This is a genomic window from Bradyrhizobium arachidis, assembly GCF_024758505.1.
Classification (GTDB): Bacteria; Pseudomonadota; Alphaproteobacteria; order Rhizobiales; family Xanthobacteraceae; genus Bradyrhizobium; species Bradyrhizobium manausense_C.
Map to the genome: position 1 here is coordinate 1,953,209 of NZ_CP077970.1, position 14,967 is coordinate 1,968,175.

General features: G+C 57.4%; 8 protein-coding genes and 1 pseudogene. 2 read left to right on the forward strand and 7 right to left on the reverse strand.

All coding sequences use genetic code 11. The annotated features are described in order from the left end of the window. Positions 1-29 precede the first annotated feature (29 nt). The 4 genes from KUF59_RS08665 to hemN form a co-directional block, all read right to left on the reverse strand. A complete protein-coding gene (locus tag KUF59_RS08665) occupies positions 30-1,424 on the reverse strand; it encodes a glycoside hydrolase family 18 protein (protein ID WP_258769295.1) in 1,395 nt (464 codons plus the stop codon). Between the two features lie 1,853 nt (positions 1,425-3,277). Beyond that, positions 3,278-3,517, reverse strand: coding sequence for a hypothetical protein (locus tag KUF59_RS08675; protein WP_258769297.1), 240 nt, complete (start codon positions 3,515-3,517; stop codon positions 3,278-3,280). Between the two features lie 366 nt (positions 3,518-3,883). Continuing rightward, complete coding sequence (locus KUF59_RS08680) at positions 3,884-4,330, reverse strand: response regulator transcription factor (RefSeq protein WP_258769298.1); 447 nt, start codon at positions 4,328-4,330, stop codon at positions 3,884-3,886. Between the two features lie 295 nt (positions 4,331-4,625). After that, positions 4,626-5,960, reverse strand: coding sequence for an oxygen-independent coproporphyrinogen III oxidase (hemN, locus tag KUF59_RS08685; RefSeq protein WP_258769299.1), 1,335 nt, complete (start codon positions 5,958-5,960; stop codon positions 4,626-4,628). A 2,018-nt stretch (positions 5,961-7,978) separates the two neighbouring features. Here hemN and nodU point away from each other — a divergent pair. Further along, entirely contained in the window at positions 7,979-9,643 is a 1,665-nt protein-coding gene (nodU, locus tag KUF59_RS08690; protein WP_258769300.1) for a nodulation protein NodU, read from the forward strand. 808 nt (positions 9,644-10,451) lie between these two features. Here nodU and KUF59_RS08695 read toward each other — a convergent pair. Next, positions 10,452-10,925 (reverse strand): hypothetical protein, encoded by a 474-nt coding sequence (locus KUF59_RS08695; protein ID WP_258770102.1) that lies wholly within the window; start codon positions 10,923-10,925, stop codon positions 10,452-10,454. 30 nt (positions 10,926-10,955) lie between these two features. Next, positions 10,956-11,183 (reverse strand): annotated as a pseudogene (locus KUF59_RS08700) (hypothetical protein); the annotation flags it as partial. 1,444 nt (positions 11,184-12,627) lie between these two features. Here KUF59_RS08700 and KUF59_RS08705 point away from each other — a divergent pair. Then, entirely contained in the window at positions 12,628-13,593 is a 966-nt protein-coding gene (locus KUF59_RS08705) for a choline kinase family protein (RefSeq protein WP_258769301.1), read from the forward strand. A gap of 245 nt (positions 13,594-13,838) precedes the next feature. On the opposite strand, the gene KUF59_RS08710 is transcribed toward KUF59_RS08705, so the two are convergent. After that, positions 13,839-14,945 carry a histidine decarboxylase gene (locus tag KUF59_RS08710; protein ID WP_258769303.1) on the reverse strand — a complete coding sequence of 369 codons (1,107 nt, stop codon included), beginning with the start codon at positions 14,943-14,945 and terminating at the stop codon, positions 13,839-13,841. Between the last annotated feature and the right edge of the window lie 22 nt (positions 14,946-14,967).

Below are 14,967 nucleotides of genomic sequence, written 5' to 3' on the forward strand. Positions count from 1 at the left end.
TTGCTCAACGCGGCGCGTTAACAACGCTTCTATTCGGACTTTCGCACAGGAAGGGTGTGGAGTGCTGCGAGCAGCGAGCCGTCGTCGGCGAACAAGTCCCAGATCATGATTCCGGCGAGTGCATGGGCGCGAGCGTACATCGCCTTGCATGCGATGGAGAGTGGATCGTCGTAGCTGATCCACAAGCGCCGTTCGGCGTTATAGAGCCACGGCACCTGGGCCTCGTCGCTCCAATACCGGCGAAACCCCTGCTCCTCCGGTCGCCGGGCAACCAGATCCCGATAATCGATGCCGTCGCTCCCTCCCCACTCCTCGCTCGCTGTAGCCCCCTGTTGGAAAAGCCCGCCCTTTTCCTGGGGCACTTCCGCAACGGCTCGGCCATAGAAGGCCATTCCGAGCGTCACCTTGGCGGGCGGCACACCGGCACGGATCAAGGCGTTCACGCTCGCATCGACATTCAGGTCGGGATTTGGATCTCCGGCGCAGGCGAACAGTGGGGCATTGAAGCCGGCAAAGGCCGAGCCCGCATGATAGTCGTAGGCCATCACATTAATTCGGTCGACCAGGCGTGCGAGAGCGGCCGCCTCTAGATTGATAATTTTGTCGGGCGTGGACGACACCGCGATCGTGAGCTCCAGGTTCCGGCGCTCCAACGCAGAAAAGTCCGCGAGCTTTCGGCGGAGCTCCGCAATCAGGAGCGTGAAATTGCCACGGTCCTCGAAGTGCGCGAGATTTCCGGGACGTCCTCCTGAGACGGGAAATTCCCAATCGACATCCACGCCATCGAACAGACCCGGATACGGCCGAAAGAACGCCTCGATGACGGATTGTGCAAACCGCGCGCGCGAGAGCGGCGTGGCAGCTGCGGCCGAGAAATATTTCGATCCGCTCCAACCGCCCAACGAAATCAGGATCCGAAGCTGCGGATTGTTCCACTTCAATTCGGCGAGTTGGGCGAAGTTGCCGCCGAACGGACCGGACGGCGCCGTCCCGTCGCAGGCTCCGGCGTCGAGGCAACGGTCCGTAAGTTCAGCCAGTCCTTCTGCCGAGACGGTCCCGAATGCGTACATTAAGTGGGTCAGCTCGCGAGCCGGGATCGTCTTGATGCTCGGACCGCCCGGCCGGGCCTTCCAAGGGGCCAAATAGCCGGCGACCACGGGGCTCCAGACTCGCGCGGCCCACCCCTGCTGCATCAGCGCTGGTCCGCACACGAGGGTAGAAAACCCGGCCGCGGCGAATGTTCGACGATTAACATGACTCACGATCATGGGCTCTTTGCCGGGTTGCTCGTTTGCGCCAACGGATGACACGACGACCTCCAGGATATCGCCCGGCATCACTGCCGCGAACTTGTCGACATCGAGCTGATCGGCTCCGTTCTCACCCGATCGCCTCACCATCCGATAGCCAGGCAGCAATGCCAAGATGCACGCGCGATATACTTGGGGTCGATATAGCGGTTGTCCATACCCAACAGCCCGCGCCGTCAGTGCTGCCCCGCGCGATGGCGCAATGTCCTCGCGAATAGGGAGGCCGATGAAGTGCCATGCGCGGCGGCCCCATTCCATTCGGCATAGTATTGTCGTTCAGGGCGCCTCGAGGAAGGCGAGCAGGCCGTCGTTCGGTTGGAAGCGGTTTCGCTTGCCGCGCTCATAACTTGAGTTTCGCTAGAGCGGCTTCTTTGGGGATAAGCATCCGGCATGTCGGTTCCACCAGCCGGTGTCTCGGCAAAGTCCGCGGACGGCCCTTTATTCCATCCCAGCATATTCTGCCCAGCCACTCTTCGCGACACCGATCTCGTCAGCTTCTCGAAAGGCAGCTCCGCTATCTAAGGGTCCGAAACGGCTTTGGTGGCTCTTAATTGGAGACGAGGTATGGACCTTAACGCTATCGACCGGTTGTCACCAATCCGCGAGGAGGGGACGAGCCGGCATGACAGTCCAACGGACTTTCAGCAGCAGCTAAGCGCGCTAAGGATGCCGGGGACGCTCAACAGGGCGGGCAATTCGCAGGGCACCCCATCGCCGGTCGGGGCGCAGACGCGTCTTCCGCGGTCTCGCATGAACCTTCCGTATCGTGAGTCCGCGTTGCGCGACAGTCCTGACTTCGTGCGAAGAGACGCCCCGTCGGCGGAGCTCGTCGCGACGCTGGCAGGAGCGGAGACGCGTCTCCCGCGGTCTCGCATGAACCTTCCGTATAGTGAGTCCGTGTTGCGCGATGGTCCTGACTTTGTGCGCGATCCGTCGCAGGATAGCCCGTCGCTGGACTTCAGCACGCCGCCCGGCGCGTTGCTGTCCGGCATAGAGACAGATCACCCGGAGTCTCGCATGAATCGTCCGTATAAAGAGTCCGTGCTTCTTGCCGATGCTCGTTTTGCGCCGCTTGATCAGACGATCAACAGAGCCGTCCAGGAGAAAGCCGGGGCATCGTCACCAACAACCTCATCTGAGCCATACTCAAAGCACCACTGGCGAAATATATAATCGCTAAGTGCCGCATCTGAGGCAGCTAAACTGCCTCCGTATCATCCGAGCGATCTGCACGATACAATTTCCCAAGCCGCCGCCCGCCGCTATGTCCTGCGACGGCAAATGGCCAGTCAATTCCGAACTGCTTTCAGTCATGGGCCCGCATAGGTACTGAAACGAATGCCGCTCACATAGCGACAGCCCAAGCTTGCGGACTTTCCATCTGAGCGTGACAACATTCTTCCTTGACCCACGTGCCACACGTGCGCGATGGGGCCACTGATGCGCAGCTGGTCTCGCAAAACGAAGGAATAAGGCCGCGTCCGGCCACACGGCGGCTTCCGACCGGCCATTCACCGTGTTGTTCGAGCGTCCGTTTCGTGGGCTCGGTCCGGAAGCGTCGACTTGCTTCAATCGGCGATAGTGGCCTTCCTAATGCTTACCGAAATCGCTCGCCTTTCGCATGTAATAACCCTGCTTCTGAATAGCTAGCCTGATCTCGTGACTGACGCCGATTACCCGTGTCTTCTTTTTTCGCCACTTCGCGAGCGCACCCGTGACAGGCAGCGGAGCTCCCTGTGGAACAACCAGCAGATCATGTTTATCGTTTAGATACACATCGAACATGTCCGACCTTTGGCTGAAATCTTTATCCAGGCTGTCTCATGTACGCGGACAAGCGCGTTCATTGGACCTTCGCTCAAACTTGCCAACGATCACGTATCCGCAGCGACTGAATGCGACGAGATTCAGTCGCGATACGGTCGTAAACGCAAAAGTCCGGCTTTCACCGGACTCCGATCGTGATACTATTTTGGTTTATGGTCAGCGTAGACAATCAAACGCCACCGGATCGATCCTTGCGCCGGGGTGTGTGCGTGATGTCCTTGCGGCGGCAACACGTGGCCTGCTGCAATGCCGATCTCGAGATGACAGCCCATGCACCGGTAAATTCCGGCATGCGGAGCTGCGGCTCCTGGCCCGTAATCCTGATCAAAAGCTTCGCTGGAAGATTGTTGCAGATAGCTCGCGTCTTTGTAGATAGCCATTTCACTTCTCTTGATCGACTAATCTATGGATCAAATGAAAAATCATTTTGGGCGCGCAAACTCAGTACGAAGCGAACGAATCTGCCGGCACGTACCGCGAAGACTGCCTAAATTGCCTCTCCGCGGTGCTTGTCGAGCATTTGCTGCCAACAACGCACGCCCCGTCCACCGGGGGGTGAATTTAGTCCTATGATTGCGATCGCATTGTGCGTTTTTCGACCATTCTCTGCAGCATTTATGCGCCACCTCCACGTTCGATTGCGCAGAGGTTGATGCTCCTGGCCTTCGAGACAGAACCGCTAGGAGCCCAAGTCGTTCTACTGATCTCCTCCTTGCACATGGCCGTTGGTTGCCGATTTTGCTAGGCTAACCTGATGTATTCGATCGCTTGGAACTGTGGACGTGGTGCTCGACAAGCTCCCGCTCCCGCCGCTTTCGGTCGTCTTCCAGACCGAGCCGTCTCACATCGAAAAGCTCCTGCTCACGAAAGGGCTTGGGCAGGAATTCGACTGCGCCGAGCTTCATGGCCTGCACCGAGATGCGAACGTCAGAATGGTGCTGATAAAAACGATCGGAACCGAGGCCCCAGAGTCCGCAAGTGTTCGCTGCACTTCCAAACCGCTCGGGGGGGGGCCCGGGAAACCGAACGTCGAGCACCACGCATGACGGGAAATCGGCGAGCTCCTCCGCCAGGAATTCGTCGGTCGAGCCGAACAGTTTCACCTCAGCAGACATCAGCAACTGAGTTTGGCTGCCGGAGACGACTCGGGCTGGAGTAACGAACACAAGGATGGTGCTTTGGCGTTTCGCCATGGCGCCGCCATAGCGGGCCCTATCCGGCCCGAGCAGGATTTTGTATGCGCCTGTCCAAAAATTCTTCGATCGGGCACAATGGAGCCGGCTGAAGGGGAGGGGCACTGTGCCGCTGGGCAAGTCACGGTACCTTCGGCGAATGTACGCGCTTTTTTCGGAGTGGATGAGCGCGCGACCTGCGCGTATCCGTCGTCTCTGCGCGACACCCTTACGCGACACGATCTTCCGGAATGGCGTCAAATAATTGCGGCTTGTTGGGGTAGGTAGGTGTGGCCGTTCACGCAGCTTGGCTGTGCTAGCTGGGTGAGCGGTATGGATAAGCGTCGAAGGCGGCAGCAACAGATCGAATCAGAAAGCGGTGTTCCTGCCTTACGCGGATCAAACCGTCTTCGATGTCCACTATTCCATCTTCGGCGAGGAGCGCCAAACGTTCAGCGGAATCGAGGAAAGGAATTGGATCAAATCCGTGGGCGGCACAGATTGCCGGCACGTCAACCTCCAGATCGCACATCAGCCGCTCGATTATTGCGCCTCGGACGCGATCTTCCGGGGTGAGACGGCAGCCCTTTAATGTCGCCAGACGGCCAGCTCTGATCTGCCGGCTGTAAGACCCCTCAGTAACTTCGTTCTGAACGTAGCCGTCTCGCAACCGCCCAATAGCCGACGGCCCGAAGCCGATCAGGGTTCTACAGGTGTCTGCCGAGTAGCCCAAGGAGTTCCGCCGCAGGCGACCGGCTTTCTGAACCAGCGCGAGCTCGTCCTCAGGCAAGGCAAAATGGTCGAGTCCAACTTGGCGATAGCCGGCGGCGACTAGCGTATCGGCCACGGCCGCCGCCTGTTCTGCGCGGGTGCCGCTATCTGGCAACTCCGCCTCTTCGATGAGGCGCTGATTCTTCTTGAATGAAGGAATGTGCGCGTAGCCGAAAACCGCGAACCGGTCTGGGCGCATGGCCGCAGCTAGTGTCGCGGTCCGTACGCAGGACTGCACCGTCTGCCTTGGAAGACCGTAGATGAGATCGAAGTTGATACGGTTTATTCCATGCACACGCAGATTTTTGACTGCAGCAGCCGTCTGCGCCTCAGTCTGAACCCGGTTGATGGCATTTTGAACAATGGGATCAAAACTCTGCACGCCCAGGCTCGCGCGGCTCACTCCGGCCGCCCCTAAGGCCTCGGCCATCTCTGCCGTGAATGCACGCGGATCAATCTCGATGGCGATGGTTGCCGATCTCCTGAAGGCGAAGTGGAGACGTAAAAGTCCCATCAAATCCAGGAACTCCGCTGGCTTGATGAGGGTCGGCGTCCCGCCGCCGAAATGTACGTCGCTCACAGGTAGTTCTTTAGGCACTTTCTCCGCGACCAAACGGATCTCTTCACGCAGCACCGCCAAATAATCAAGGATCGGCGAATCCTGCAGGGTCATCGCGGTTGGAAAGCCACAATACCAGCAAATCGAGCGGCAGAATGGAATGTGCAAGTAGAGCGACACAGGTTCGCCAGGCGCCAGGCGCCTCAGCCACTCCTCATAGGCCTTGGCACCGACCTCAGCGGAGAACTGTGGTACCGTTGGATAGATCGTGTACCAAGGCGACTGGGCATCACAATACTTCTTCAAGATTGGCGACAGCAATGGTTACTATCCCTTGTCTGTACCCGCGTGGCCTTGCTTGCGATCGCTGTAGAGTCAGCACAATGCAATGGCGTAAAAAATTGTCTTCCGAGTGTTATGCTCTCGTCTCGCTCCCTGGCTGGAAGGGTGCTCGCCAGCGTCTAACCGATGAAGGTCTTTTTGTGACCGATTCTGACTAGCCTTACCGCCAGTGTCCTCGCCTAAGTTCGCTGCCCCGGATCCTTCGTCCGGTCTTAAGCGCCGCTTACTATGAGTGAGCATTAGAGGTGTGATGAACTATCGAGCTCTGGCCTCGATGCAATCGCTGTTGAGCCGGAGCCGAGTTTACGCGAAGCGAGCAAGCGCCGTCGCATAGACGGGCATAAGCTACTCGACGGCGACGACAGGTCAGCCGCTCTTGTCGATTCAAGAATTGAGCCCGTGGTCTTGTGAGCGTCGGCTAGCGAGTACCCGCGCTTGTAAGAGACCTCTTCCGGCACTCGGACGAGGTATTCAACAAAAGTGTAATCCGATCTTCCGGAGTCGTCGGTGAAGTGAACTTTCGTCTTTATTCGCAATCGATCACGTCCTTCGAGCGTCAAGTCTGCGCATTTAACTGACGACCTAGAGTGCCATTTAACTTCGAGGCTTCCATAGTAGGCGTCGGAACTCTGCGTCCGCGCGGTGCCCCAATCGCAGTCGGTGGGACGACATCTGCTCCATGCACGAACAAGCGCTTTGTCGAACTGCCGGTCGACAAATATGTGCGTAATGATACCGGTGCTCTGATCCTCATTAGACCAATTTCCGGCAAACTCGCTCATTGTCGCGCCGCCGAGATTGCGTGGTGTCAGTGTGTTGCTTTGCTCGCCAAATGCTGGTCGGAGAAGCAGGAGCGCGAGCGCCAGGATGATCGCGGACAATCGCAACATTGTATTTGTCCTGTTAGTTTGACGTTCGAAAATGTTGGCAACAATCGTGCCAGCTAGCTGGACCAAAAAAAAGGGAAGTTGGAGTGCACTAGTGTCTGCAGCTCACAGATGCTTCGTCGCAAATCCGACAATCCGCAGCGCCAACAGACGGCGCATGCCAGACATCTTACTTCCTTGTTCGATTTGGGCGTGACTTGATAGCTGCCGTAAGTTCTCACTTATGGCATGACTGTACCGTGTGACTAGCTGCCGAAGCTGCGCACTACGTAAAAGGTTTCTGAATGCCGAGATATTACCTCGTATAGATCTCCGAAAGAAGAGCAGAGCGGAGGTATCGCAGCCATTTGCGTAGCGTCGTGGCGCGAGGCCGCCAAGTGGAGGCGTCAAGATCCATTCTTCCGTGCATTGCCGCGTCAACCTGGTGGTGGATGCGGCAATCACATCCTGCAACTGCAAACTCGCTGAGAAGGTTGTTGTTTAGCCACTTGCCGATCACCTAGTTACGAGAGCAGCGCTGCATATGCATACCTCCTCGCCTAAGCTTGCCTTGTGGCATCGGTCTCGCCAGCGTCTGCTCGACGTTTAGGACGGCATGACGCTCTTTACTGAATCCAGTGATCCCGGGACGCAGAAGCAGGTATTCGAGAGGCTGAAAACGTAGGGTAAACGAAGCGAGCTCGGTTAGCTTTCGCGCTCCAGCCTATCGGATTTGGCAGCTCCCAAAGCCACGCGGCCTTGGTTTAGTTCATTTGAAACAAGCGGGTCGCTTGAGCTGGCGTTACGTGAGCAAATCTCAGTCCATCCCAACCTTGTCGAGGAGTTTGGCTGGTGCCAGTATCGCCGATTCGCCCACGCATTCTTCACACGTCGAGCGCAAAATGGAGCAGCGGCGTGGCAAAATTCCAGTGCGCGCGTGCTCCGGTTTCACTGTGATGGACAGGCGCGATCACCTTACTGAGCCGGATCGGCCGAGTTTGAGCCGGTCCTCGCGTTGGATCGCATTCATCTCAGTCACTTGCTCAGCAAGCAACGCATCTTAACTCCGGATCTCATGCGCCAATTTACGTGCGATTGAATCCAATTTCCGGCGAAGTCGTGGAGGGCTGGTTGCGCATCTGCGGTATCAAACTGGGGCATGATGGGGCGATCGCTATTGTCGAGGGCGGACAGCTTGTCTTTTGTGTCGAGCAAGAGAAACGGGCCAACAATCCACGATACCAAGCGATTGACAATTTCGACGCCATTGTTGTCGATTTAGCGGAGCACGGTCTCGATCCGCGCGATGTTGATCTATTCGTGGTCGACGGAGCGTGGTGGAGAGACGGTCTTCGGCTCCGCAGTGGGACAGAACTTGTCAGTCTCGAGTGGGCATCGTATGTTGAATGTCATCCAGAGGGCCTTCTTGCTTCACACGGCGGCGTTGGCCTAATTCTCGACGGCAGATCATTTTCTTATAGAAGCTATCCGCATGTCACTGGGCATCTAGCCGCCGCATTCTGCACCAGCCCATTTGCCAAAGCCGGACAGGGCGCATTCACTCTGATCTGGGACGGTATCATTTTTCCACGCCTTTATTACGTGGACCCCCGCGGCGCTCGGTTCATTGAATGCCTGTTTCCGCTGATAGGTCAGGTCTACGCGACAGCGGCGGATTACTTCGGACCTTACACGAACCGGTCCAGCTGGGACGATCTAGGTGTTGCCGGCAAATTAATGGCGTATATCGCGCTGGGATCTGCCGATGAAGAAATCATAGCCGTGTTTCGGGGCCTCTACGAGGAGCGTCTTGAGCTTGGCTTGCAGCACGCTCGGAACTACCATGCAGAGAGCAGTGTGGACACCTCCCTTGCGGCTATTCATGACTTCTTCCACACGAGTGCCCTACGGCTGAAGGGTAAGCGCGCTGAAGATGTGCTTGCATCTTTTCATTGTTTCCTCGAGCGCCTTCTCATCCAGAACATGACGACCATTTTACAGCAGTATTCGGGCCTTCCGGGATCACGCAATTTGTGTATCGCTGGTGGCTGCGCTCTTAATATCAAATGGAACAGCGCATTGCGTGCCTCCGGTCTGTTCGATGCCGTCTGGGTGCCGCCCTTTCCGAATGACAGCGGGGCGGCAATTGGTGCCGCTTGCTCCGCCATCGCTGTGGATAGCGGCTTCGGTCCGCTGGATTGGTCGATCTACAGTGGGCCAGCCCTTCAGTGCGGTGATGTGCCGCCTGAATGGGAGGCTACACCGTGTAGCATGCGTGAACTTGCTATTATCCTTGCGAGCAACAAGCCGGTGGTGTTTCTTGCCGGCCGCGCCGAGCTAGGACCACGGGCATTGGGTGGCAGAAGCATTCTTGCAGCCGCAACATCGGGGGGAATGAAGGACTCTCTCAACGATATCAAACATCGCGAACACTTCCGGCCAGTGGCGCCGATATGCCTTGAGGATCGGGCGCCCTCTATTTTCAGCCCAGGAACGCCGGATCCTTACATGTTGTTCGATCACGAGACGCGGTCAGAATGGCGGGACAAAGTGCCCGCTGTTGTACACCTTGACGGATCTGCCCGACTGCAGACCATTCCCAGAACTTCCGACCACGAGGTCGCAGAACTTCTTGTCGAATATGAGAAACTCACGAGCATTCCCCTGCTTTGCAATACGAGCGCCAATCAACATGGACGCGGCTTCTTCCCGGATGTGGCATCAGCCTGCCGGTGGGGACGCGTTGAACACATATGGTCGGGCGGCCTGCTGTGGACCAAAAGGACTCAGAACTGAGCTATTGCTGGTCAACCGTTTTTCGATAATGAACGTAAGTCTAGTCGAGCGATCAACCTTGAGGAGTGTACGGGTCGCAACGTTTACTCGTCACCCAACTCCCCACATACGCACGCCCGCCTTGTGCCCTATTCTCGGGTTTCTCGCGTCCTAGACGGTCACGAGCCCCGCAATTTGCGGATTCCGACGAACTCCCGCAGCCATTCCGATATGAACTCGTCCGGGGATTCCGAGATAATGTCGCCCGCCTTACTCGCGGCGCTGGCCGATGCAGGCCTGTTTCGACTGTGGCTATGAACGCGCACTCATCTTCAGCGAGCTGCACGATGGTATTCGCTTTGTCCAGCTCGTGGCAGCTGTAGAGGCGCTCGCCGTTTTGCCGCGAAGAAAATCTGACGGACACGCGCGGCGATGCGCCTTGGTGACTGCGCACGCGCTCTACAAATGATTGATGTTCAATGCGCGTACATGGTTTGCAAAGCCGTTGTACATGGAGACGGTCCGGACACCGAAGATGCAATCTCGCTATCGGCTGGAACGAAAATGGGCCCACGATTTATCAAGGCTTTCTTCGTCTGCACGCCAGAGGCGCTACCGCCCTACCCATGTACGTCACATCCGGCGGGCTCGACCGGCATATCGAAAGCTATTTCTGGTTTCCGGATGATGCATGGTGAGGAGCGATACTCGAGCTCGTATTCACGATCTTAAGAATATTGCGCCCGGCGTCACCCGCCCGAAACTCAACTGACGGGCTGGTACACTCTGGGAAACCACCGATCGACGACGGCAGTCGGGAGTCCGAGCTTCACGGGCGAGCGCGTCGTGCGTGAAACCAGGTAGCCCTTTTCAATAGTGTGTTGAGGACAGTTCGTGCCTGGCGTTCTTCGTATCCCGTGAGGGCAGGGGCACTACCTCGCGCGTACTCACCGGCCATCACAGCTTCACGCAACAAAGGCCAAGAACCCTTAGGAAGCCGCCTTGCGCGCGTTTCTTCTTCAGTCCAAATCTCCATGCGTCTGAGCAGTTCTTCCGGATCTAAGAGCCCGGCCATGAAGTCGATTTGATCGACGCACGTGGTCAGAAAGAAGGTACAGAAACCGATAAGCCCCGCCATCGTGAGGTTGCCACGACCATCAAGGTCGCCGCAACGCGGTTCGTCTGCTGCTTGCAGGTTGGCCTTGTAATCGGCGACGCGTCGCGCAAGTCCTCGCGAAACGGCCCTAAGCTCGGAGCCGACATCCAACTCTCGTAAGAGCGCGTGCGAGAACAGCCGCGTCACGCGGCCGTTGCCGTCCAGAAACGGGTGAATCCAGGCCAGCCGATGGTGTGATGCGGCGACACCGATAATCTTACGCAGCTTGGAAAGGTGCTTCGCTGAGTAGCCCTTGGCAAACCGCTTTAAGAATGCAGGAAGGTCTGCCGGCGAGGGAGGTATATGGAATCCTAGCCAATGCCAAGCGTTTCGACCCGCGCTTGCGCCGCGCGAGAACCTTCTGCGTCCTGCGCGCCCTCCTGTCGAGAAGTCGCAACCGCTCAACTGGGACCGACGCCAACTCGCCGTTCGAAAGCGTAATGCTGTTCGCTACACCACGATCAATGCCAACCGCCGGGCGGATGTTGGTCGGCGCTTCGTGCTCGATCTCGCAGGCGAACGACACGCAACGAGCCGACGAAGTAGGACGGCGACCACAACGCGGCGTCGCGGCCGCGCATGTGCACTTCAGGCCGCCATTCGCTGCGGAGGTGCCCCGCTATCAATCATCGCCGAGTACGTTCAGTCCCAAAGGCAACTGCGGCGCCCGGCGATGCCTTCAACCTCCGGCGCTGCCGGAGCCGCTATCCCTCCCCGGCCTGAAGACTGGGGCATCTCGCGGACGATTAGGTGAATCGGCTTGGGGTCCGGACGCCGATCGGCGCCGTAAGCCACTGCTTCTTCTCGTGCCAGTCAATACAACAACTGGCGTCGATCCACACGTGCTGAAACGACGACGTGTTGGTAGGGCCAAGCCGTCCCCGTGCGAGTCGTGAACAGGGCCGAGTCCTCGCCCGCCAGCATCGGCAGCTCCCGGCGGCGCTCATATGGGCAGCCAACTCCTGCGCGAGCTTAGGGCCGGTCGGGACGAGCCGCATCTTGAAGAATTTGGTCTTACGCGCGGTGATGACGCGTTCTCGTCCCTAGTGCCTGGGCAAACTGGACCAATGTTGCAAGGGCCTCTTCCTCGGCACAACGTTCGACAGCCAGACGAGCAATAGCCCGCCGCTCGGGTACAAGTAGCATAAGCCCGTCATTGAGCGCGGGCTCAAACCGGTTCGCAGTACTGACCGCCCTCCATACGTGCGGTTCAGCCGGCCAATCTGATCTCCGGTCAGGTCGTGCCGGACCGTCTCAGTCGAAACGCCCAAGCGTCTCGGCCAATTGGTTCACCCGCAGCGTAGGGTCAGCCTCCAGCCCGGACAAATCTCGGGGTCAGGGCGCAGTTCCTTCCCGGACTTGGCGGCTCTCATCTGAAATCTCCACTCTGAGTTGCGTGAGGCGACAAAATCGCAAAAGACGCTACATCGGTAAGTCAAAATGACCGACATGCGACATTTTCGTGTTGCATATCTAACATATTGATGCAAACCATACGCCGTGTAGGAAACCATACGCCGTGTAGTGAGGTGCGTCTTGTTCGACTGCGGAGTCATCAAATTCAGTTGGAGGGCTGAGCTGCTCCACAAGGCCATTGTCCATTGGAGGTCGGGCGAAGCCCGATTCTGCGACGATGCAGGTATCAATCCGTTGATTGATCGCCGGGAAGGTTCTTCCCGTACGACATGTCCGGGCGGAGCTCGATCGGTCTTCAACGATCTGCGCTGGGGGCTAGTCCCCTTCGCCATGGCCGCCTCGTCGCCGCACGACGCTCGAACTCTCCAAAAAAGCCTCCTCCCGCATGATGCCTGTCAGATGACGTCGAAAACTTCCGTCGCGGGAGATCGGCTTGCGTCGCAAGACCCAAACGAAAAGGGATGACGAGATGTCCGAAGCCGCGACGATCAAGCAGGTCGAAGACGCCATCGCTGCTGTCCCGGGATGGGATAAGACCAAGGTGACCAAGCGTCCCTTGGTTGGAGGATTGCTCAATTCCAACTGGCTCGTTCACCATGCTGGTATCGATTACTTTCTGAAGGTTTTCGGGGTTGGATCGGACAGCTTTGTCGATCGCAAGCTGTCCAATGAGGCCGCGTCCAGGGCGCACGCCATGGGCATCACGCCTCGCATCGAGTTCTTCAGCCTCGAGAAGGGCGCCGAGGTCATCGAATTCCTGCAGGGGTACCGCGCTTCGACGAATGCCGACTTCGCCCGAAAGGACTTTCTGTCCTCGGTAATCGACCTCTACCGGCAGTTCAACGCATGCAAGCGCTTATCCGTCACCAAGGATGTATTCGCGATGACGGACGAGCATATCGAGCAAGGTGACGCGCTGGGTGCCGTCAGGCCTGCCGACTTCGAGTGGCTCTCCTGTCAGTATCAGCGCGCAAAAACGGCCTTTCTCGCTTCCGGCCTCGATCTGGTTCCCTGCCATAACGATCCGATGCCGGGCAACTTCATGGTCAAGGTGTCCGACCAGAACCAGATCGTGGACATGAAAATCATCGATTTTGAATTCGCGTCGAACAACGAGCGAGCCTACGAAATCGGCGTATTCCTCGGCGAGGTCTTCGTGGATGAGGAAACGACGCTCGAATTGATCGAGCAATACTACGGAACGGTACGGCAGGAATTGGTTGCCCGGGTGTGGGTGGCGCGCGCGGTCGCCGACATGAAGTGGGGCTCGTGGGCCGTTCAGCAAAGACAGATGTCGAGCTGGGATTTCGATTACCAGAAATACGGAATTTGGAAATATTCACGAGCGCGCAAGCTGTTCGAAGACCCTAGGTGGAACGACTGGCTCCGCCACATCTGAGTGCGCTGGCGGCCAAGTTACGCCGGACAGACGATAACCATCGCGAACTGAACTGAGACATGCGAGCGCATGGATATTCAAGCCCATTCTTTCGGTTGGCGAGCAACTTTGGCATGGGACGCTCTTGAGGTGTTGTGCCGATTTAGCGGCCTCGCCCTCTAGGGTTAGCGCGAACCTGCAGCCTGGCTCCGCACCTTCGAGCGAACCGGACGTCTTATCATTTCGCAGATTGTGAAAGCGTTGATTCATCGATCGATCGTCATTGCCTCGACCAGGGCGTTGATCTGTCCCTTCGTGGTCCCCGGCGTGACAACTACGTGGCTTACGTCCTGCGTCAGGATTTGCCATTTGGTCCTAACGCACTCTTCGACAGGCGGAAGAACGACAGTTAGCGCACTGGGATTGCGCCAACCGCCTATGCCGCGGGCCTTCAACGCATCAACTGTGTAAGCGGCCAATCCCTCACATTGCTCAAACATCCGTTTGATGCCCTCCACACCCAAACTTCGGATCGCATACCATAGAATGATCGCTGTGTACGCACTGCGCGATCCGCTCAAGGTGGTATCAGAACTCCCAACGTAGTTGGCCGTTCGCAATACCCGCTGGACGTGCTGCTTAAGCGCTAGAACGACTCCGCAAGGGATGGGCGCACCAAAAAATTTGTGACCACTGAACATTATTGAGTCAGCCCCGTCGAGAAAATCGAAGGGCGTCCTCGGACTTTGGAACTGCGCATATGGCCCGCACAGCGCCGCGTCGGAATGAATGTAAACCTCCTCAACTCCGACGCTATGTAAGGCTCGGCGAATCTTTTCGATGTCGTCCCTGCCTTCCTTCATGGTGGTTCCAATGTTTGCAACTACAATCGCGGGCCGATGTCGAGAGCGAAACGCCTGTTGTGCCAGATCTTCATAGGCTATTTCCCCGCTCGGCTCTGCCTGCACTACAACGTGTTCAAGACGAAGAAGCCGAACTGCTTTGCTCACACTGCAGTGGGTGTCACGCGAGAAGTAGGCCACAGCATTCGGATACAACTCTCGGCCGAGATGCAATCCGTAAGTGTTTCCTTCAGTCCCCCCGTTTGTAACGTAACCCCAAATTTCGGAGGGGGGTGCTCGGAATACTCGGGCAAAGAACTCAATTACTTCGCATTCCAAAAGACGAGAGTTGACACGATAGGTTTCCGGGCCAAAAGGATCGCCGAAATTGTTGCCTGAAAGCTTCATGAAACGCCACAACGGCTCGTAGCTGAATCCTTTGGCGAAGGGATAGCCAAGGAAAGATTCGTTTGCCTCGTTCATAGCGTCAAATAGATCGTCAATGCGTCTTTGGTGCTGCTGATCGAGCATCGAGCCTCTGTAAATATTCAAG